Origin of the sequence: Mesorhizobium sp. WSM4906 (genome assembly GCF_029674625.1) — a bacterium.
Lineage (GTDB): Bacteria > Pseudomonadota > Alphaproteobacteria > Rhizobiales > Rhizobiaceae > Mesorhizobium.
Genome location: NZ_CP121355.1, coordinates 3713626 through 3733643, shown reverse-complemented (window position 1 = coordinate 3733643; position 20018 = coordinate 3713626). Strand labels below are relative to the sequence as shown.

The following is a 20018-nucleotide window of genomic DNA, read 5'->3' as shown; positions in this document are numbered from 1 at the left end:
CCGCACACTGGCGCAATGCTCTTACCTAGGGAAAGCCCTGCAAGCAATCACAAGATGGCATATAGGGGTTGGGCCAGCAAAAGCGAGCGCCTGGCCCCTGTCAGCCGAAAACGTGGACGACCACCGTCAGCCAGAAGGACGTGGTCAGCACCGCGCTCGCGGTGGCGATTGTCATCTGGTTCGAGGCCAGCGCCTGGCCGGTGCTGAACTGGACGGCGATGAGATAGGAATTGATGCCGGAGGGCAGCGCCGCCACCACCACCGCTACCTTTGCCGTCAGCGGCGGCAGGCCGAGCAGCCAGACCAGGAGGAGCACCAGGGCCGGCATCAGGAAGAGTTTCAGTACCGACAGCGCGAGCGCCGGCCGGACGTTGCCGGAAATGCCGAAGCGGCGCAGGCTGAGGCCCATCGCAAAGAGCGCCACCGGCCCGGCCGTGTCGGCCAGCGCGTCGACCAGCCGCCCGATCAGCGCCGGCAGCGGCGCGCCGGTGAAGCGCCAGGCGAGCCCCGCCAGAATGCCGACGATCAGCGGGTTGACGAACAGCCGCCTGAGAAAATTCCTGATGACGCGCAGCGGATGCACTTGCTCGTCGCCGCCGCGGCCGAACATCTCGAACAGCACGATCGAGGCCATCATCATGATCGGCAGGTGAACCGAGACCAGCAGCGACAGCACCTCGAAGCCGCTTTGACCAAAAATGCCGAGGATGAAGGGGGCGCCGAGCAGCACGACATTGGAATAAGCCGAGGAGACACCGCCGACGACGCCGGCGCGGGCGTCCCGGCCGAAGACGCGCGTCGTGACCAGATGACCGGCGGTCCAGGTGACGGCGACCGCCGCAAAATAGGCGCCCCATAGCGACCACGGCGCCACGCCGTGGAAATCGGACTTCACCATCGTCTGGAACAACAGCAGCGGCATCGCCACGTTGACTGCGAATTCGGAGATGCCCTCGCCGCTTGCCGGCCTCAGATAACCGGCGAACCCGGCCAGATAGCCGAGCGCGACGAGGCTGAATACGAAGAGGACGGTTTCGGTGAGCGGGGTCATTTTCGGGGCAGAGACATTTTTCTCGTCATAGGCGAGCCCCGATCGCGGTGCAATCGGGGCTGGCTTCCCCATCCGCCGGGTCCTCAGCTTGTCTTTCGGCTCGCTTTGCGATTCCTATATGCCAATCGGACCCGGGGTCTCTCGGGCCGTCTCAAGGACTTCTGATGCTGCGACTTGCCCTGGCGCTTTTCCTGCTTGCTGTTCCTACGCTCGCCCACGCGACCGACGCGGGCTGGGCGCTGCTGCGCGATGGCGGCCATGTCGTGCTGCTTCGCCATGCCTTCGTCACCGGCAATACCGACCCGGCGAATTTCGACATCCGCAATTGCGCCACCCAGCTCAACCTGTCGGAACGCGGCAAGCAGCAGTCAAGCCGCATCGGCGCCCTCTTCGCGGCGCGCGCTGCCCCGATCGAGCGCGTGCTCTCCAGCCGCTACTGCCGCTGCCTCGACACCGCCCGCATCGCTTTCGAGGCCGAACCCGAGCCTTTTGCGCCGCTCGACCTGCTCACGACCGATCCGGCTGAGAAGGCTGCCCAGCTGGAGGCGGTGATGAAGGAGATCCGCGGATATTCCGGTTCCGACAATCTCGTGCTGGTCACGCATCTGGAAAACATCGAGGCGCTCACCGGCATCGCGCCGCGCGAGGGCGAGGCAGTGGTTGTGGCGCCGGAGGGCGACGGCCTCAAGGTGCTCGGCCGGGTTACGTTCTAGCTGGCCAGGTTGGCCGACGCATTCTTCAGCAGCCATGCGTCGATGCGGACCTTCCAGCCTTCGATCATGCGCTCGAACGCATCCTCCGTCAGCTCGAACAGATATGACCGTCCCACCTCGTTCAAGGCCGTGAGCGTATAGGCGATCGACACCTGTGTGCCTCCGGTGCCGGCCTGGCGGCAGGCCACCTCGACAAATCCGAAACGCGAATCCGGCGTCACCCTGGCATAGCGCATTCGATGCGCCTCAGGCTCCCAATCCGTGCAGGCCCAGAGCGTGGTCTCGTCGCCATGGCTGGTCCGGAAGACCATGCCACGGCGCGTCTCCCCATCCTGCGGATGCAGAAACTCCGGATCCCAGCCGTCGACCCACAGCGTTTCCCCGATCGGCGTGAACAACGGGAAGACGCGTTCGACCGGTCCGGCAAGGAAAATGCTGTGGTTGCGCTCAAGATGGTTCGTCATCGGCTTTCCCAATCGTTTCCACGAGGCGATGGCTGTCCGTCGCGCCGAGCTCCAGCCCGTAGATGCGCTTCAGCTGATCAATCGTTTCCAAGGTTGCCGGCGAGAACGGCGCCTGGCCTTCGAAGGCGTGCAGCACGATGCCCTCGATGAGATCGCCAAGGCTCATGTCGCGATGCTCTGCAAGCGCCTTGAGCACCTTCACCAACCTCTTTTCCAGGCGAACCCCGGTCTGAACACGTTCTACAATCATGGCCTTTTGTACCACGGTACATCGGTACACGCAATCGTTGCCGAAATGCAACAACCGAAAGAAGCCGCGAATCCGCCGCGACAATGCCGCTTGCGACAACCCGTCGCAGGGTCTAAAGGGCGCGCTCCCGGTCACGAAAACCGAAGCGAGCACAACGGTTGGAGCTTTCGCCTCCGCCCGCGCAGACGGCTTTGCCGCGTTGTGTACGGCGCCGTTTCGGAGTGTTGGGACTTGCGGGTGTAGCTCATGGAGAGCGCCGGATTTGGGTCCGGAGGCAGGGTTCGATTCCCACACCCACGACACGGATAGCTCAATTGGTTAGAGCATCAGACTCATAATCTGACTGTCGAAGGTTCGAATCCTTCTCCAACGGCCTGATAAGCCGACACCTTCAGGTGGTGTTATCCAAAACGGTCCGGGGACCGGAATGCGAGGACTTCATGGACGGCAGGGCTTCGGCCCCGCCGGACGGCGATGTCCTGCGCCGTCGGCTCGCGGCCAGGCCCGCGGTGACGATCAAGGCGCGACGCGGCCGGCAAGGAAGCTTCGGCTTCCGGCGCCCGCTTCGCCGCCCCGCGATCCGCTCCCGAAAGCCCGCCGCTTGGCGATGCCACCGGTCTCCGGATCATTCGTGCCGGGAGTTGAAACGAGAAACGAAAGGACGATCGACGCATGACGTGACGCCTCGCATGGGGCCATGCCCGACAGGAGTGAAGACAATGAAGACCATTCTCGAAAAGCTACTTGGACGCCAGCGCGTCCTCGTGAAGGAAAACGAACGTGCCGTCGCCCTCTACAAGGGCGAGATCCAGGCTGTCCTGATGCCGGGCGAACATTGGCTCGCTAACCGGCGCGGCAACCTGGAAGTCTCCAGGCACGACCTGAAGAACCCGGAATTCGTTTCGGCATACGAGAAGGCATTATTCGACAAGCTCCCGGATGTGGCCGCGCGTCACTTCACGGTCGTTCGCACCGGGCGCGCCGACATTGCCGTCATCGAGCGCGACGGCGTCCTCCACGCCGTTCTTGCTCCGGACCGCAAGCTCGTGTTGTGGACGGATGCCGGCCCGTGGAAGGTGACGTCCGTCGACACGGCGGCCGATCTGGCCGTCGAACCGGCCTTGATGCGCCGGATCGGCCAGGCCCGGAAGACGGAACACATGTTCTTCCATCCGGTCACGGACGGCCAGGTCGGGCTGCTGTTCGTGGACGGCGTCTACACCCGCGCGCTTGTCGCGGGCGTGCACGCCTTCTGGAACGTCGGGCGCATGGTCCAGGTGAAGGTCGTCGACCTCAAGCGGCAGTCGCTTGATGTCGCCGGGCAGGAAATGCTGACCAAGGATCGCGTGACGATCCGCGTCAACATCGCCGCCGAATACCGGGTCGTCGATCCGGTGACGGCGGTGAGCACGGTCAAGGACTTCTCGGAAGCCCTCTACCGCGCCCTGCAGTACGCCTTCCGCAAGACGCTTGGCGCGCTCACGCTCGACCAGATCCTCGACAAGAAGGTGACGGTCGACGAGGAGGCGGCGGCCAAGGTCCGTGCCGACATGGCCGCGATCGGCCTCGAGGTCAGCGATATCGCGCTCAAGGATGTCATCCTGCCGGGCGAGATGCGCGAAATCCTCAACCAGGTGGTTTCGGCCGAGAAGCAGGCCGAGGCCAACGTCATCCGCCGCCGCGAGGAGACGAACGCCACGCGTTCGCTGCTCAACACGGCCAAGGTGATGGCCGAGAACCCGGTGATGCTGCGGCTGAAGGAGCTCGAGGCTCTCGAAGCCATCGCCGGCAAGGTCGAGCGCCTGACCGTCCATAACGGTACGGGCGGGCTGCTCAACGACCTGGTCAAGCTCCGCGAGAGCTGAGCTGACTTAAGGTTAACGGGAAGGGCCGCCGGGCCGACCGGCGGCCCTTCTTGCGTTCCGAAAGCCGGCATCCCATCTGCGCGCCGTGCATTCGGCCTTTTCCTGCCCGGAAAAACCGATTAGACAGCGCCCAAACAAGATGCGGACAGATTCCGCCCGCAACCGAAGGAAGAGCCCTTGTCCACGACGTTCGAGAAAGTCGCCAAGATCATTGCCGACACCAGCGAGATCGATATCGACACCATCACGCCCGAAAGCCACACCATTGACGATCTCGGTATCGACAGCCTCGATTTCCTCGACATCGTCTTTGCCATCGACAAGGAATTCGGCATCAAGGTGCCGCTCGAGAAGTGGACGCAGGAGGTCAATGACGGCAAGGCCTCGACCGACGACTACTTCGTCATGAAGAACCTCTGCGCCAAGATCGACGCGCTGGTCGCGGCCAAGGCCGCCTGAGACGGCCCGGGCGTGGTCTTGATGTGCCCAGCGCATGACCCCGAGAATCGGCAGCGATTTTCGGAAAAGATCATGCGCAAAATCGGAAGCAACCTGACCCACAACGGCCGCCTATGAATTCCCACGACGTCGTCATCACTGGCATCGGCCTTGTCTCCTCGCTGGGAGAAGGTCCGGACGCGCATTGGCAGAAGCTGACCCGGCCGGGTGTCGAGCCGGTGCTCGATGCGACCCGCTTCGCTCCCTACACCATCCACCCCCTGCCCGAGATCGACTGGAACCTGCAGATCGCCAAGCGCGGCGACCAGCGCCAGATGGAGACCTGGCAGCGGCTTGGCACCTATGTCGCCGGCTTGGCGCTGGACGATGCCGGCATCAAGGGCAATGACGAGCTCAGCACGACCATGGACATGGTGGTGGCGGCCGGCGGCGGCGAGCGTGACGAGGCCGTCGACGGCGCGATCCTCGCTGCTTCCGAGAACCGCAATGACCGCGGCGTGCTGCTCAACGAGAAGCTGACCACCGAATTGCGGCCGACGCTGTTCCTCGCCCAGCTTTCGAACCTGCTCGCCGGCAACATCTCGATCGTGCACAAGGTCACCGGCTCGTCCCGCACCTTCATGGGCGAGGAAGGCGCCGGCGTCTCGGCCGTCGAGACGGCCGCCGCGCGCATCCGTTCCGGCCAGTCGACGCATGTGCTGGTCGGCGGCGCGTTCCAGACCGAACATTCCGACATGCTGCTGGGCTACGAGCTCGCCGGCTATCTGCACCGCGGTCCCTGGAGGCCGGTCTGGCAGCGGCAGGGGGCGGAAGGCGGCGGCGTGGTGACCGGCTCGGGCGGTGCCTTCCTTGTGCTCGAACAGCGCGAGCACGCGATGAGCCGCGGTCGCAAGATCTACGCCGAGCTCGGTCCCGTGGTTTCCGGCCGGGCCAGGCGCCGGCGCGGCGAGCTGAATGCCGAAATCGCCGCGCTGCTCAAGCAGGCGGCTCTGCCCGATGGCGCGTTGCTGACCATTTCCGGCGCCTCGGGGGCCCATGCCGCCACGGCGGCCGAAAAGGCGGCGCTCGACGCCAACCCGGCGCTTGCCGTGCGCGCCTTCTCGACGCTTACTGGCCACATGAAGGAAGCGCAGTTCCCCTTCGCCGTGGCGCTCGCCGCGCTCGCCGTCGATCGCAAGGCCGGTTATCCTGCCTTCGATGCCACGGCCGAGCGGCCATTCGAAGGCGCCCCCACGACCGTCCTTGCAACGGCGATCGGCTATCACCAATTCGAGGGCCTGGGGCTGATCAAAGCCGCTTAGAGCGAGGCAATAAAACATGGCCAATCTCCGCGATCACATGGGCAGGCCGATCGTTGCCGTGACCGGCATCGGCGTCGTCACGTCGCTGGGCGTCGGCAAGACCGATAACTGGGCGGCGCTGACCTCAGGCAGATCCGGCATCCATCCGATCACCCGCTTTCCGGTCGATCACCTCAACACCCGCATCTCCGGCATGGTCGATTTTCTGCCGTCGAGCTCCAAGGGTGCGAGTCCCCTCACCTACGAGCTGGCCGAGACGGCGGCCCAGGAGGCGATGTCGGAGGCAGGCCTCGATTCCGGCGATTTCGGCGGACCGCTGTTTCTCGCCTCGCCGCCGGTCGAGCTCGATTGGGCCGACCGCTTCTCGCTCTATAATTCCGACAAGAAGGAAAGCGGTTCGGAGAGATTGCTGCGCGTGGCTCGCGCGTTGAAGGAGCTCGACATCTTCGAGACCACGCAGTTCGGCTCGATCGCCGACCGCCTGGCCGACCGTTTCGGAACGCGCGGCCTGCCGATCACGCTGTCGACCGCTTGCGCTTCCGGCGCCACTGCCATCCAGCTTGGCGTCGAGGCGATCCGGCGCGGCGAGTGCGACAAGGCGCTGTCGATCGGCGCCGACGGTTCAGCCACGGCCGAGGCGCTGATCCGCTTCTCGTTGCTCTCGGCGCTCTCCACCCACAACGACATTCCCGAGAAGGCGTCAAAACCCTTCTCCAAGGACCGCGACGGCTTCGTCCTTGCGGAAGGCTCCGGCGCGCTGGTGCTGGAGTCGTTGGAGGCAGCCCTCGCCCGCGGCGCGACCATCCTCGGCATCATGCGCGGCTGTGGTGAAAAGGCCGACGATTTCCATCGCACCCGTTCCAAACCCGACGCTTCGCCGGCGATCGCCGCGGTGCGCGCCGCCCTTGCCGATGCGGGCCTCAGCGAAGACGAGATCGACTACGTCAACGCTCACGGCACCTCGACGCCGGAAAACGACAAGATGGAGCATCTGTCGCTGTCGACCGTCTTCGGCGAGCGGATCGGCTCGATGCCGATCTCGTCCAACAAGTCGATGATCGGCCACACGCTATCGGCCGCCGGCGCGGTCGAGGCCGCATTCTCGCTGATGACGATGCGCGAAAGCGTCATTCCGCCGACGATCAATTACGACAATCCCGATCCCGCAATCGTGCTCGATGTCGTGCCGAACACGAAGCGCAGCGCCGAAGTCGGCACGGTCCTGTCGAATTCCTTCGGCTTCGGCGGCCAGAACACCTGCCTTGTCATGGCGCGGGAACCGGTCTAATGCATGTCGCCCAAAAGTGCGCAGCGGTTTTGGGAGAACGACATGCATCAAAACAAAGAGCTAAAGCGCGACGCCTGAATCCGTTTCTGCGCGACGCGCTTTAGCGGACATTTCCGCTTCCACAGTACCGACAGGCCAAATGCGCGCATTGCAACTTATCGAGGACCGCCGCCTTGAAACGGTGGACCTGCTGCCTCCTCCGCCGCCATCGCTAGGCGAAGTGACGCTCCGCATAAGGGCGGTGGCGCTCAACCACATCGACGTTTGGGGCTGGCGCGGCATGGCCTTCGCCAAGCGCAAGCTGCCGCTGGTCGTCGGCGCCGAGGCCTCCGGTGAAGTCGAGGCGGTCGGACCAGGTGTCTCCAACCTTCTGCCGGGGCAGTTGGTGTCGATTTATGGCGCGCGCACCTGCGGGCTTTGCCGCGCCTGCCGGGAAGGCCGCGACAATCTCTGCGAGCATGTGTCCGGCGTCCACGGTTTTCATCTCGACGGCTTCGCTCAGGAAAAGATCAACCTGCCCGCCCGCCTCCTGGTGCCCGCGCCCCCTGGGGTCACCGAAATCGGCGCCGCCGTCGCGCCCGTCACCTTCGGCACGGTCGAGCACATGCTGTTCGACAATGCGAAGCTGGAACCGGGCGAGACCATTCTCGTCCATGCCGGCGGCTCAGGCATCGGCACCGCCGCCATCCAGCTGGCGAAGCGCATGGGCTGCACGGTCATCACCACGGTCGGCTCGAACGACAAGATCGACAAGGCGAAGGCGCTTGGCGCAGACCATGTCATCAACTACCGCGAGGACCGTTTCGAAGGCGTCGTGCGCAAGCTGACGAAGAAGAAGGGCGTCGATGTCGTGTTCGAGCATGTCGGCGCCGATACCTTCGCCGGCTCGATGCTGTCCTTGAAGCGTGGCGGCCGTCTCGTCACCTGCGGCTCGACGTCCGGCGTGTCGACGCAAGTCAACCTGATGCAGCTTTTCCAGCAGCAACTGAAACTGCTCGGCTCCTTCGGCTGCCGCATGGAGAACATGGCCGATGCGATGCAGAAGATGGCGGCCGGCCTTGTCGCTCCGGTCATCGATACCGAGGTCGGCTTCGACGATATCGACGCCGCGCTGAAGCGCATGGAAGGCCGCGACGTCTTCGGCAAGATCATCCTGCGCGTTTCCTAGGACAAGATGGTCGGCAAGGTGCTCAAGAAAGCCCGCCGGGACTTCATGTTCCGCTACGGCCGGCGGCTGCGCCAGATGGAGCACTGGCTGGTCGCGCGGCTTGCCATGACGATGATCGGCCTGCTGCGGCTTTTGCCGCCGGACAGCGCGCTCAACTTCGCCGACCGCGTCGCCCGCCGCATTGGGCCTCTGGTCGGGCGGCATAGGGTGGCGGTCAACAATCTGCGCCTCGCCTATCCGGAAAAGAGTGATGCCGAGATCGAGGCCATTGCGTCCGACATGTGGGGCAACATGGCTCGCCTGGCGGCCGAGTATATCTTCCTCGACGCATTGTTCGACTTCGATCCTAACACCACCAAGCCGGGCCGGGTCGAGGTCCGCGGCATCGACCATTTCGTCGCGATCGCCGGCGAGAAGAAGCCGCATATCCTGTTTACCGGCCATCTCGGCAATTTCGAGCTGCTGCCGGTGGCGGCCGCCACCTTCGGCATGAACATCACGGCGCTGTTTCGCCCGCCCAACAATCCATACCTCGCCGACTACATCCATTCGACACGCCGCTCGACGATGGGAGGCTTGCTGCCCTCCTCGACAGGCGCATCGTTCGCCCTTGCCTCCATTCTGGAAAACGGCGGCAATATCGGCGTGCTGGTCGACCAGAAATTCACGAACGGCGTCGAAACGACCTTCTTCGGCCGCCCCTGCCAGAGCAATCCAGTGCTGGCCATGCTCGCCCGCCACTATGACTGCGACGTCTATCCGGCCCGCTGCGTCAGGTTGCCGGGAAACCGGTTCCGCCTCGAGATCGAAGACAAGCTGACCCTGCCGCGCACCGAAGGCGGCAGTATCGACGTCCACGCCACGACCCAGCTGCTCGCCGACGTCGTAGAGCGCTGGGTGCGCGAGGATCCCGGACAGTGGATGTGGTTCCACAAGCGCTGGGAGATGAGCGGCCGCCGGCGCAAGCGCGGACAGGCAAGAGAGACAACCGGCCAATAATTTAGAGCAATTCCAGGAAAAAATGCGCGGCGGTTTTCCGTCCGGAATTGCGTAAAAACAAATAGTTAGGGCAGTTCAGCGTTTCCGTGAAACGATGAACTGCCCTAACCGGCTGTCCAGACCGGATCAGTTCGTCACGACGATCCGCGTATTGCCGTAGCCGACTTCCCTGACCATCGCGTAGAAGGTCGCGGCGTTGGCCGTGTGCAGGCGCACGCAACCATGCGAGGCCGGCCGCCCGAGATATTTCACCGCGCCGGTGCCGTGGATGGCGTAGCCGCCGTGGAAGAACACTGAATACGGCATCGGCGAATTGTCGTACTTGCGCGAGTACCACATCCGCGCCGTCCATTGCGGCCGGTAGCTGCCGCGCGGCGTGAAGTAGCCCTTGCGCGCGGTCGATACGTTCCAGCGGTAGAGCACCTGGCCATATTTGCTGACGGTCATCGTCTGCGTGGAAACGTCGATGTTGGCGACCAGCGAGGCCGCCCTACCGGCAAGAGATGTGCCAAGCAGCGCGGTTGCCAGCACGGCTGCCATGAGAACGGACTTCTTCATGCGATCAAACCCCTTCGATTGCCCCTTGCCATCACGTGGTTCTTTTCCATCATTTTGCCGGCAGGTGCGTTAAGTACCACACACTCGTTGACGAAACCGCCAATCCGATGCGGCGAATTTGAATGATTTTCGCGCCATGGTTGCCGATACGGCACACACTCTCGACGGTTTAACCTTTGAGCCTGACGGATGATTGCTCGGCTGATTATTGTTTGACGGTGAGCGAGTGGCGGCTTGCAAAACCGCGGCATTGCTTCTTCAATCCGTCGGATGAATGAACGACTCCTTCGGGCAGTCGACGACCGGGTCGACGACCTGGTCGCGCTGGCCGCCGACCTGATCCGCTTTCCGACCGTCAATCCCCCCGGCGAGGCCTACCGGCCATGCGCCGAGTATCTTGGTGCGCGGCTGGAAAAGCTCGGCTTCGAGGCCGAGTTCATTCGCGCCGAGGGCACGCCCGGCGACACCGACCGCTACCCGCGCGTCAATGTCGTCGCCCGTTTCGACGGCCGCTCGCCCGGTGCTTGCGTGCACTTCAATTCGCATATCGACGTGGTCGAAGCGGGCGAAGGCTGGACCGTCGATCCCTTTGCCGGCCTGGTGAAGGACGGCCGGGTTTACGGCCGCGGCGCCTGCGACATGAAAGGCGGGCTCGCCGCCTCCGTCATCGCCGCGGAAGCGTTCATGGAGGTCTATCCCGACTTCTCCGGCGCCATCGAGATTTCAGGCACCGTCGACGAGGAGTCCGGCGGCTTCGGCGGCGTCGCGCATCTGGCGAAGCTGGGCTACTTCTCCAGGCCGAAGGTCGACCACGTCATCATTCCCGAGCCGCTCAACAAGGATCGCATCTGCCTTGGCCATCGCGGCGTCTGGTGGGCCGAGATCGAGACCAAGGGCGAGATCGCGCATGGCTCGATGCCGTTCCTCGGCGACAACGCCGTGCGCCATATGGGCGCCGTGCTGCAGGCCTTCGAGGACGAGCTGTTCCCGGCGCTCGACCGCAAGGTGACGCGCATGCCGGTGGTGCCCGAGGGCGCCCGGCGCTCGACCATGAACATCAATTCCATCCATGGCGGCCAGACCGAGGATTTCAGGCCGGGCCTGCCCTCGCCCAATGTTCCCGATTCCTGCCGGCTGACCATCGACCGCCGCTTCCTGCTCGAGGAGGACCTCGCCGCCGTCAAGGGCGAAGTCACGGGCATCCTCGAACGGCTGAAGCGCGAGCGGAAGAAGTTCGACTACGAGATCCGCGACCTGATGGAAGTTCTGCCGCTGATGACGGAGCGCGACGCACCGGTGGTGAAGGCTGTCGCACAAGGCATCATGGAGGTCTTCGACCGCGAGCCCGACTATGTGATTTCGCCCGGCACCTACGACCAGAAGCACGTCGCCCGCATCGGCCATATCTACGACTGCATCGCCTATGGCCCAGGCATTCTCGATCTTGCCCATCGGCCGGACGAATGGGTCGGCATCGCCGACATGGTGGAATCGGCCAAGGTGATGGCGATCGGCCTCAACGCGCTGCTGCGCGGTACGAACGGCTGATCCGGAAAAACATTTCCCTTGGCGCTGCCCGGCAGCACGAAACGCAATTTACTCCCGGGCCAAATCACGCTTCTATCCGCTGGCTTGAGCATATTTTGAGCAATGGGAGTTCAGCGATGAAATTGTGGAAGACCATTTTTGCCGCAGCCGTGCTGTCGTTTGCCGCCGCCACGTCGGCGTTTGCCGCGCGCACCGACCTCGTCATCGGCATTCCGCTCGAACCCCCGCATCTCGATCCGACCGCGGGCGCGGCCGCCGCGATCGACGAGGTGCTGTATGCCAATGTCTTCGAAGGCCTCACCCGCATCGGCCCCAACGGCGAGGTTCTGCCCGACCTCGCCGAAAGCTGGACCATCTCTGATGACGGCAAGACCTACACATTCAAGCTTCACACCGGCGTGAAGTTCCACGATGGCAGCGACTTCAGCGCCGACGACGTGAAATTCTCCCTAGACCGCGCTCGCGCCGACAATTCGGTCAATGCCCAGAAAGGGCTGTTCGCGCAGATCGACAAGGTCGACGTCGTCGATCCAGCCACCGTCAAGGTGACGTTGAAGAACCCGCAGGGCTCCTTCCTCTACAACATGGGCTGGGGCGACGCGGTGATCGTGTCGCCGAAATCCGCCGACACCAACAAGGAAAAGCCGATTGGGACCGGCCCCTTCAAGTTCCAGAACTGGGCCAAGGGCTCGTCGATCTCGCTGGTGAAGTCGGACAGCTACTGGGGCGCCCCCGTTGCGCTCGACAAGGTCGAGTTCCGCATCGTGCCCGACGCCGCCGCCGCTGTGCCGGCGCTGCTTTCCGGCGACATCCAGGCCTTTCCCTTCTTCGATCCCGACAGCGTTTCCCAGGTCAAGGGCGACCCGCGTTTCAAGGTCGTGATCGGCTCCACCGAAGGCGAGACGATTCTTTCGATCAACAACAAGAAGCCCCCCTTCGACAAGCTGCAGGTCAGACAGGCGATCTCCTTCGCGCTCGACCGCAAGGCGATCATCGACGGCGCCTCGGCCGGTCTCGGCGTGCCGATCGGCTCGCATATGTCGCCCGCCAACAAGGACTATGTCGACCTCACCGGCCTCTATCCGCACAACGTCGACAAAGCCAAGGAACTGCTGAAGGAGGCCGGCCTCGAAAAAGGCTTCAAGGCGACGCTGAAGCTGCCGCCGCCTTCCTATGCGCGGCTTGGCGGCGAGATCATCGCCTCCGAGCTGCGCGAGGTCGGCATCGACCTGGAGATCATTCCGGTCGAATGGGCGCAATGGCTCGACCAGGTCTTCACCAAGAAGGACTACGATCTCACCATCGTGTCTCATACCGAGCCGAACGACATCGATATCTATTCGCGCAAGGACTATTACTTCAATTACGACAATCAGACCTTCGACAAGATCATCGCCGACCTCAACCTCACCTCCGACGAAGCCAAGCGCAAGCAACTGCTCGGCGAAGCGCAGAAGATCCTCGCCGACGACGCCGTGGTCGGCTTCCTCTACGAGCTGCCGAAGGTCGGCGTCTGGGACGCCAAGCTGCAGGGCCTGTGGGAGAACGCCCCGATCCAGGCCAACGACCTCACCAAGGTGAAGTGGACGGATTGACGGCCTAAAGGCGAAACTTGCACTCCGTCACACCCCCCTCTGCCCTGCCGGGCATCTCCCCCTCAAGGGGGGAGATTGGCGGCTTCATCGCCGCCTCTTCCTTGGCACCGTTGGCGATTGGCGAAAGCCGTAGCGAGAGCACAATCTCCCCCCTTGAGGGGGAGATGTCCGGCAGGACGGATGGGGGTTGGCGGGAACTCGGCCTTCATCCAGCCGTCGCGGGGCACCACCTCCCATGACCGCCTACCTCCTCAAGCGTCTCATCATCGCGGCCATCACGCTGGTGTTGGCCTCGATGGTGGTGTTCGCCGTGATGGAGATCCTGCCCGGCGATCCCGCGCGCCTGATGCTGGGCTTCAACGCCAGCACCGAGCAGGTCGAGCTGCTGCGCGACCAGATGGGGCTGAATGCGCCGCTTGTCCTGCGCTACCTGCACTGGGCGGGCGGGCTGCTCAGCCTCGATTTCGGTCGCTCCTATACCTACTCGGTTCCCGTCATCGAACTTGTGCGTGAGCGCGTCGTCGTTTCCCTGCCGCTGGCGCTGGTCGCGCTGACGCTCTCGACCGTCATAGCCATTCCGGTCGGCGTGTTTTCGGCCAGCCGGCAGGGGCGGGCCGGCGACGCGCTTGCGATGGGCGCGGCGCAGCTTGGCGTCGCTGTGCCGAACTTTTGGTTCGCCCTGATGCTGATCTACCTCTTCGCCGTGTGGCTGCGGCTGGTGCCGGCCGGCGGCTTTCCCGGCTGGAGCGCCGGCATCTGGCCGGCGCTGAAGTCGCTGCTGCTGCCTGCCTTGGCGTTGGCCCTGCCGCAAGCGGCGATCCTCGCGCGTGTCGCCCGCTCGGCACTGATCGAGGTGCTCAACGAAGACTATATCCGCACCGCCCGCGCCAAAGGCCTGCCCTACCGCGCCGTGCTCTGGCGCCACGCGCTGCGCAATGCCATGATCCCGGTGCTCACCATCCTCGGCCTGCAATTCGCCTTCCTGCTCGCGGGCACCATCATCATCGAGAATGTCTTCTATCTGCCCGGTCTCGGCCGGCTGGTGTTCCAGGCCATCACCCAGCGCGACCTGATCGTCGTCGAGAGCGTCGTGATGCTCTTGGTCGCCGCCGTGATCGCCGTCAACCTGCTGGTCGACTTCTCCTATGCCGTCGTCGATCCGCGGCTGAGAGGCCGGCAATGACGATGCGCGTCGAGTTGCCCGAGGAAACCCTTGCCGGGGCTCTGGCCAAAGCCTTCCGCAACCGCTCGTTCCTGATCGGCTTCGCGATCACCCTGCTCGTAGCCGCGGTCGCGCTGCTGTCCTTCGTCTGGACGCCCTATGACGTGACCAAGCTGGTGATCGCCGACAAGACGCAGGCGCCGTCGCTGGCGCACTGGTTCGGCACCGATCACTTCGGTCGCGACATCCTGTCGATGATCATGGTCGGCGCCCGCAACTCGATCGCCGTGGCACTGGTGGCGGTCGGCATCGGCATGGGCGTCGGCGTGCCGCTCGGCGCTTTCGCCGCCGCGCGCGGCGGCATTGCCGACGAGGCGCTGATGCGCGTCAACGATCTCGTCTTCGCCTTCCCTGCGCTGCTCTCGGCGATCATGATCACCGCCATCTTCGGCCCCGGCGCCGTCAACGCCATCATCGCCATCGGCATCTTCAACATCCCGGTCTTTGCCCGCGTCGCTCGCGCGGGTGGCCTGGCGATCTGGCCGCGCGAGTTCATCCTCGCCGCGCGCGCCGCCGGCAAGGGCATGACGCATATCACCATCGAGCACATCCTGCCCAACATCGCGACGCTGCTGCTGGTCCAGGGCACGATCCAGTTTGCGCTCGGCATCCTTGCCGAAGCCGGCCTCTCCTACGTTGGTCTCGGCGCGCAACCGCCGATGCCGAGCTGGGGGCGCATGCTGTTCGACGCCCAGACGCGCATGGTGACGGCGCCCTGGATGGCGATCTTTCCCGGCATGGCGATCGTCGTCACCGTGCTTGGGCTCAATCTGCTCGGCGACGGCATCGCCGACATCTTCGATCCGAAATCGCGGCGGCAGCGATGAGCCTGCTCGAGATCGAGAACCTGTCGCTGGCCATCGGCAAGACGCCGATCCTGAAGGAGGTCGGGCTCGCAATCGCGCCCGGCGAGGTGGTCGGCCTGGTCGGCGAATCCGGCTCCGGCAAGTCGATGACGGCACTGACCGTCATGCGCCTTCTGCCGCATCTGGCGCGCACCAGCGGACGCGTCACTTTCGATGGCATCGACCTCCTGGCCGCGAGCGAGGACCAGATGTGCGCGCTGCGCGGCGACGACATCGGCATGGTCTTCCAGGAGCCGATGACGGCGCTCAATCCGGTCAAGACGATCGGCGAGCAGGTGGCCGAGGGCATCCGCTGGCACACCAAGACGAGCCGCGCCGAAGCCGAGGAACGGGCGCGAAAAATGCTCGACCGGGTCGGCTTGCCGGAGACAAAGTTCCCGCTGTCGCGCTACCCGCACGAACTCTCCGGCGGCCAGCGCCAGCGCGTCGTCATTGCGATCGCGTGCGCGCTGAAGCCGAAGCTCCTGATCGCCGACGAGCCGACGACGGCGCTCGACGTGGTGCTGCAGGCGCAGATTCTCGACTTGTTGCGTGATCTCGTGCGCGAAAACCGCATGGGCCTGCTGCTCATCTCGCACGACCTCGCGGTGGTGACCGAGATGGCCGATCGCCTGACCATCCTGCGGCAAGGCGAGGTGATGGAGGCCGGCGATACCGCGCGCACGCTGTCGGAGCAGCTTCACCCCTACACCCGCGAGTTGGCCCTTGCTTCCATGCACGTGCCGGCGCGGCCTAAGACCCATCTTGCCGGCTCGGCAAAGCCGCTGCTCGAGGTCGAAGGCGTCAGCCGCGATTATCCGGGCCGGCGCAAATCCCTGTTCCGACCAGCGGAGCCGATCCGCGCCGTCGACGACGTCTCGCTGACCATCGAACCCGCCCAGTCTGTTGCGCTCGTCGGACGCTCCGGTTGCGGCAAATCCACCCTCGCTCGCATGATCCTGGCGCTGGACAGGCCGACGGCGGGCGCGATCCGCTTTCGCGGCGAGACCATCACCGGTAAGGCGGAGGCGGCGCTGAAGCCGGCCCGGCGTGACATGCAGGTGGTTTTCCAAGACCCCTACGGCTCCTTCGACCCGCGCCAGAAGGTCGAGAAGCTGGTGGCCGAACCGCTGCACCTTCTGGAAAAGCAGCCGGCGCGGGCCGAGCGCCGCGAGATTGTCGCGAATGCGCTGCACGAGGTCGGGCTTGGCCCACGCGACATGGATAAGTACCCGCATGAATTCTCGGGCGGTCAGCGCCAGCGCCTGTCGATCGCCCGCGCCATCATCACCCGGCCGAAGCTGGTGGTGGCCGACGAGCCGGTCTCGGCGCTGGACGTCTCGATCCGCGCCCAGATCCTCGACCTTTTCGCCGAGCTCAACCAGAAGCTCGGCATCGCCTATCTCTTAATCACCCACGACCTGACGGTTGCCCGCGCAATGTCGGATGAAGTGCTGGTCATGCATGAAGGCAAGATCGTCGAGCGCGGCCGGACCAGCGATGTGCTCGACAATCCTCGCTCTGAATCGGCTCAGGCGCTGGTCGCGGCGGCGCCAGACCTTCACCGCGCGATCGCGCGGCGCATGCATGAACAGGGTTGAGCAGCCGGTTCCCGCAGCGCCGACAGCGAACGCCGGACGCCGCGAAGTGGCGGGGACCCGGCCGGGCAGCCGCGCTCAGCCCTCCGGCTTGACCAGATCGACCGGGCTGATATCGAGCAGGTCGAGCGTGCGGCGCAGAAGCTTGACCTCGCTCTCGGCGAGCTTAGCGTCGGCCTTGGCTATCTCGGCCATGTGGCGCGCAAGCAGCTTGCGCCGCTCGACGTCGAGGTCGCGGAACAGCGCGATCGCCTGCGAGCCGTTGGTCTCGTAGCCGTAGTCGTTGAGATATTCGATGACGCTGTCGATCGAGGATTCCTGAATACCGAAGGCTTCCTTGCAGATGCGCCGGAAGGCTGCCATTTCGCTCTCGGAGACCGAGCCGTCGGCCAGGATCATGCGGAACAGCATCAAAAGCTCCGCCGACAGCACCGGATCGTCCGCCACCTTGCGCACGCCCGGGTCGCCGTCGAAGATCGAGCGTATCTGATCGAGCAGCGCCATCGCCATCAGCCTCCCCTTTGCGATTCCGCCTGATTGTTAGCGTGGAATCGGTCTTGCGCAAACTGGGCAAGCGTGATGGAAGCTGCGGCTCCCTCCTCGCCTCGCCCCCCAGCCCGATGATCGACCTTACCCTGCAGTCCGTCTTCATACTGATCGCCGCCGCTTTCGCCGCGGGCTTTGTCGATTCGATCGCTGGCGGCGGCGGCTTGATCACGATTCCGGCGCTGCTTCTCGCGGGCTTCTCACCGGTCGCGGCACTCGGCACCAATAAGCTGCAGGGCATGTTCGGCTCCGGCTCGGCCACCATCCATTATGCCGCGAACGGTCAGGTCGATCTGCGTCGCCAGTTCCCCTCCGCGCTGCTGGCGCTCGTCGGCGGCGCCATCGGCGCCCTGCTGGCGACGGTCGTGCCCGGCGACTTCCTGCGTGCTCTGTTGCCGGTCCTGCTGATCGCCATTGCTCTCTATTTTGCGTTCAAGCCCAACATGGGCGATGTCGATCGTGCCGAGCGCCTGTCTCCGTTTCTGTTCGGCCTGACGATCGTACCGGCGATTGGCTTCTATGACGGCCTGTTCGGCCCGGGGACGGGTTCGTTTCTCATGTTGGCCTTCGTCGCGCTCGCCGGTTACGGCGTGCTCAAGGCGACGGCACACACCAAGCTGCTCAACTTCGCCTCCAACATTGGCGGCTTCGTCGTCTTCGCCGCTGTCGGCGTCGTTTACTGGAAGATCGGTCTGATGATGGGCGTGGCGCAGTTTCTCGGCGCACGCGTCGGCGCCAGCCTCGCCATCAGGATCGGCGCCAAACTGATCAAGCCGCTGCTGGTGATCGTTTGCGTGGCGCTGGCGATCAAGCTGCTTGCCGACCCGGCCAATCCCCTACGCCAGCTAATTGGTGTGTGACGGTCCTGCTGGTAGAATTCGAGTGTTGCGAATCATGTTGGAGGGACCAGACATGAATCTCAGTGCGCCCACCCAGATCGTGTTCATTGTTTCGTTGGTCATCGCCATCATCGGCCTTCTCGCCGCTCTTGGCCTTCTTGCGTTCATTCCTCTCGCGGCGGTTTGGATCATGCTCATCGCCTATATCGTGCTTGCCGCCGGCTGCCTGATGCGCGGTGCATAAAGGCTGGCAGATCTTCAGCAACTCGAAGCGCCCGGCTCTGCCCGGGCGCTTTTGATTCGAGGGCAAGGTCTGGTAGGCTTGAGCCATGTCCGACGAGACAGAGCGCCATCGGCAGGACAATCGCTCTTCCGCCCTCCATTTCGAGATGGTCCGGCGTAAGCCCACCGCCTTGCTAGCGGGCATTGTCACCGATATCTGCGGCTATCGGGAGATATGGCCCGGCCATTTCCGCATCGTCGAATATGCCTCGCTCACCGTGCCGTTGGTGATCAGTTTTGCCGAGGCCTTCGCCATCGGACTCGGCCGCGATCCCGGCGACAATGACCGTTTCGCCAGCTTCGCTGCCGGCCTTTATGCCGGTCCTGTCGTGATCGAATCCTTCGGCGGCGCCTGCTGCGTCCAGGTCAATTTCACCCCGCTCGGCGCCAGGCAATTCTTCGGCCTGCCGATGAGCGAGCTCAAGGACCGCATGGTCGGCCTCGACGATGCGCTGGGCTTCGAAGGCATCGCCTTGCGCGAACGGCTGGGCGAGGCGCAGGACTGGGACGCACGCTTTGCGATTGCCGAGGGGTTCGTGACCAGCCGGCTTGCCGAGGCGAACCCGCTTTCGCCCGAAGTCGCCTGGGCCTACAGGAAGGTTATAGCGTCGGGCGGCCGCAACCGCATTTCGGCGCTCGCCGAAGAGATCGGCTGGAGCCGCAAGCATCTGGCGGCCAAATTCTCCGACGCGATCGGCATAGGCCCGAAGACATTGTCGCGCATCGTGCGCTTCAACCACGCGCTCTCGCTGTCGAAGCGGCAGGAAGACGACTGGGCCGGCATCGCCGCCGATTGCGGCTATGCCGACCAGGCGCACCTGGTGCGCGAATTCCGCCAGTTCGCCGGCGAAACGCCAACCGCGCTCGCCGCGCTGGCTTAGGCCGCCGGGGGCAGGTAACACTTCTTCAAGACGCGGAAACCGCCCCAAGCGAGACTGGCTCTCATCAACCGACACAAGGGAGATTGTCATGTCCGCGGCAAACGAAGCACCCCGTATCTATCCTGCCCTGCGCTACAGGAACGCGGCCAAGATCATCGACTGGCTATGCGACGCCTTCGGTTTCGAAGTGCGCGCCCGCTATGGCGAGGGCGACCTCGTCCATCACGCCGAGCTGACCTTCGGGTCCTCGATGATCATGCTCGGCACGGCCCGCGACGACGACTACGGCAAGATGGTCGGCGAGCCGGGCGGTAGTGGCGGCAAGTCGATCTACATTGCCGTCGATGACGCCGACGCCGCCTATGCCAAAGCCAAGAAGGGCCGGCGCCAAGATCATTCAGGAACTGGTCGACCGCGACTATGGCAGCCGCGAGTTCATCTGCCTCGACCCGGAAGGCAATGTCTGGTCCTTCGGCACCTATTGGCCGAAGGCCGGGGAGACGGGGTAGGACGTCTCGCTGACGTTGGGGATTGGCGACAGCGCCT

The 20018-nt window shown here is 64.3% G+C and carries 20 protein-coding genes, 1 tRNA gene and 1 pseudogene; 17 read left to right on the top strand and 5 right to left on the bottom strand.

What is annotated here, in order from left to right:
* Nucleotides 1–100 precede the first annotated feature (100 nt).
* Complete coding sequence (locus QAZ22_RS17730) at nt 101–1051, bottom strand: AEC family transporter (protein WP_278207872.1); 951 nt, start codon at nt 1049–1051, stop codon at nt 101–103.
* Nucleotides 1052–1215: 164 nt separating this feature from the next.
* Between QAZ22_RS17730 and QAZ22_RS17725 the strand changes: the two genes are divergently transcribed.
* Entirely contained in the window at nt 1216–1764 is a 549-nt protein-coding gene (locus QAZ22_RS17725; RefSeq protein WP_278202048.1) for a histidine phosphatase family protein, read from the top strand.
* On the opposite strand, the gene QAZ22_RS17720 is transcribed toward QAZ22_RS17725, so the two are convergent.
* Together QAZ22_RS17720 and QAZ22_RS17715 are read right to left on the bottom strand one after the other, a co-directional pair.
* On the bottom strand, nt 1761–2228 hold the full coding sequence (locus QAZ22_RS17720; RefSeq protein WP_278202047.1) for an SRPBCC family protein: 468 nt from the start codon (nt 2226–2228) through the stop codon (nt 1761–1763). The two genes, QAZ22_RS17725 and QAZ22_RS17720, sit on opposite strands and share 4 nt — an antisense overlap.
* Complete coding sequence (locus QAZ22_RS17715; RefSeq protein ID WP_278202046.1) at nt 2212–2430, bottom strand: hypothetical protein; 219 nt, start codon at nt 2428–2430, stop codon at nt 2212–2214. The genes QAZ22_RS17720 and QAZ22_RS17715 overlap by 17 nt, the downstream gene beginning before the upstream one ends.
* Before the next feature lie 350 nt (nt 2431–2780).
* Between QAZ22_RS17715 and QAZ22_RS17710 the strand changes: the two genes are divergently transcribed.
* The 7 genes from QAZ22_RS17710 (at nt 2781) to QAZ22_RS17680 (ending at nt 9558) form a co-directional block, all read left to right on the top strand.
* Nucleotides 2781–2848, top strand: a tRNA-Ile gene (locus QAZ22_RS17710).
* Nucleotides 2849–3197: 349 nt separating this feature from the next.
* Nucleotides 3198–4343 carry a slipin family protein gene (locus tag QAZ22_RS17705; protein ID WP_278202045.1) on the top strand — a complete coding sequence of 382 codons (1146 nt, stop codon included), beginning with the start codon at nt 3198–3200 and terminating at the stop codon, nt 4341–4343.
* Between the two features lie 177 nt (nt 4344–4520).
* The gene (locus QAZ22_RS17700) at nt 4521–4802 is read left to right on the top strand and encodes an acyl carrier protein (RefSeq protein ID WP_027167184.1); all 282 of its coding nucleotides are present in this window, start codon (nt 4521–4523) and stop codon (nt 4800–4802) included.
* A 113-nt stretch (nt 4803–4915) separates the two neighbouring features.
* Entirely contained in the window at nt 4916–6103 is a 1188-nt protein-coding gene (locus tag QAZ22_RS17695) for a beta-ketoacyl-ACP synthase (protein WP_278202043.1), read from the top strand.
* 16 nt (nt 6104–6119) lie between these two features.
* Nucleotides 6120–7391: a beta-ketoacyl-ACP synthase gene (locus QAZ22_RS17690; RefSeq protein ID WP_278202042.1), complete on the top strand. Its 1272-nt coding sequence runs from the start codon at nt 6120–6122 to the stop codon at nt 7389–7391.
* 139 nt (nt 7392–7530) lie between these two features.
* Nucleotides 7531–8559 carry a zinc-binding dehydrogenase gene (locus QAZ22_RS17685; protein WP_278202041.1) on the top strand — a complete coding sequence of 343 codons (1029 nt, stop codon included), beginning with the start codon at nt 7531–7533 and terminating at the stop codon, nt 8557–8559.
* 6 nt (nt 8560–8565) lie between these two features.
* Nucleotides 8566–9558, top strand: coding sequence for a lipid A biosynthesis lauroyl acyltransferase (locus tag QAZ22_RS17680; protein ID WP_278202040.1), 993 nt, complete (start codon nt 8566–8568; stop codon nt 9556–9558).
* Nucleotides 9559–9684: 126 nt separating this feature from the next.
* On the opposite strand, the gene QAZ22_RS17675 is transcribed toward QAZ22_RS17680, so the two are convergent.
* Nucleotides 9685–10116 (bottom strand): L,D-transpeptidase, encoded by a 432-nt coding sequence (locus QAZ22_RS17675; RefSeq protein ID WP_278202039.1) that lies wholly within the window; start codon nt 10114–10116, stop codon nt 9685–9687.
* 270 nt (nt 10117–10386) lie between these two features.
* Here QAZ22_RS17675 and QAZ22_RS17670 point away from each other — a divergent pair, with 270 nt between their 5' ends.
* From QAZ22_RS17670 to QAZ22_RS17650, 5 genes are all read left to right on the top strand, one after another.
* On the top strand, nt 10387–11664 hold the full coding sequence (locus QAZ22_RS17670; protein ID WP_278202038.1) for an acetylornithine deacetylase/succinyl-diaminopimelate desuccinylase family protein: 1278 nt from the start codon (nt 10387–10389) through the stop codon (nt 11662–11664).
* Nucleotides 11665–11780: 116 nt separating this feature from the next.
* Nucleotides 11781–13259 (top strand): ABC transporter substrate-binding protein, encoded by a 1479-nt coding sequence (locus QAZ22_RS17665; RefSeq protein ID WP_278202037.1) that lies wholly within the window; start codon nt 11781–11783, stop codon nt 13257–13259.
* Nucleotides 13260–13494: 235 nt separating this feature from the next.
* Nucleotides 13495–14442 carry an ABC transporter permease gene (locus tag QAZ22_RS17660; RefSeq protein WP_278202036.1) on the top strand — a complete coding sequence of 316 codons (948 nt, stop codon included), beginning with the start codon at nt 13495–13497 and terminating at the stop codon, nt 14440–14442.
* On the top strand, nt 14439–15308 hold the full coding sequence (locus QAZ22_RS17655) for an ABC transporter permease (RefSeq protein ID WP_278202035.1): 870 nt from the start codon (nt 14439–14441) through the stop codon (nt 15306–15308). Before QAZ22_RS17660 ends, QAZ22_RS17655 begins: the two co-directional genes overlap by 4 nt.
* Nucleotides 15305–16927 (top strand): dipeptide ABC transporter ATP-binding protein, encoded by a 1623-nt coding sequence (locus tag QAZ22_RS17650; RefSeq protein WP_278202034.1) that lies wholly within the window; start codon nt 15305–15307, stop codon nt 16925–16927. Before QAZ22_RS17655 ends, QAZ22_RS17650 begins: the two co-directional genes overlap by 4 nt.
* A 75-nt stretch (nt 16928–17002) precedes the next feature.
* Here the strand turns inward: QAZ22_RS17650 and QAZ22_RS17645 are convergent, their stop codons facing one another.
* Nucleotides 17003–17434 carry a TerB family tellurite resistance protein gene (locus QAZ22_RS17645; RefSeq protein WP_278202033.1) on the bottom strand — a complete coding sequence of 144 codons (432 nt, stop codon included), beginning with the start codon at nt 17432–17434 and terminating at the stop codon, nt 17003–17005.
* Between the two features lie 110 nt (nt 17435–17544).
* Between QAZ22_RS17645 and QAZ22_RS17640 the strand changes: the two genes are divergently transcribed.
* The 4 genes and pseudogenes from QAZ22_RS17640 (at nt 17545) to QAZ22_RS17625 (ending at nt 19981) form a co-directional block, all read left to right on the top strand.
* Complete coding sequence (locus tag QAZ22_RS17640) at nt 17545–18330, top strand: TSUP family transporter (RefSeq protein WP_278207871.1); 786 nt, start codon at nt 17545–17547, stop codon at nt 18328–18330.
* 52 nt (nt 18331–18382) lie between these two features.
* Nucleotides 18383–18553 (top strand): hypothetical protein, encoded by a 171-nt coding sequence (locus QAZ22_RS17635; protein WP_278202032.1) that lies wholly within the window; start codon nt 18383–18385, stop codon nt 18551–18553.
* An 85-nt stretch (nt 18554–18638) separates the two neighbouring features.
* Nucleotides 18639–19472 carry an AraC family transcriptional regulator gene (locus tag QAZ22_RS17630; RefSeq protein ID WP_278202031.1) on the top strand — a complete coding sequence of 278 codons (834 nt, stop codon included), beginning with the start codon at nt 18639–18641 and terminating at the stop codon, nt 19470–19472.
* Nucleotides 19473–19560: 88 nt separating this feature from the next.
* Nucleotides 19561–19981, top strand: a pseudogene (locus QAZ22_RS17625) (VOC family protein).
* Nucleotides 19982–20018: the final 37 nt, after the last annotated feature.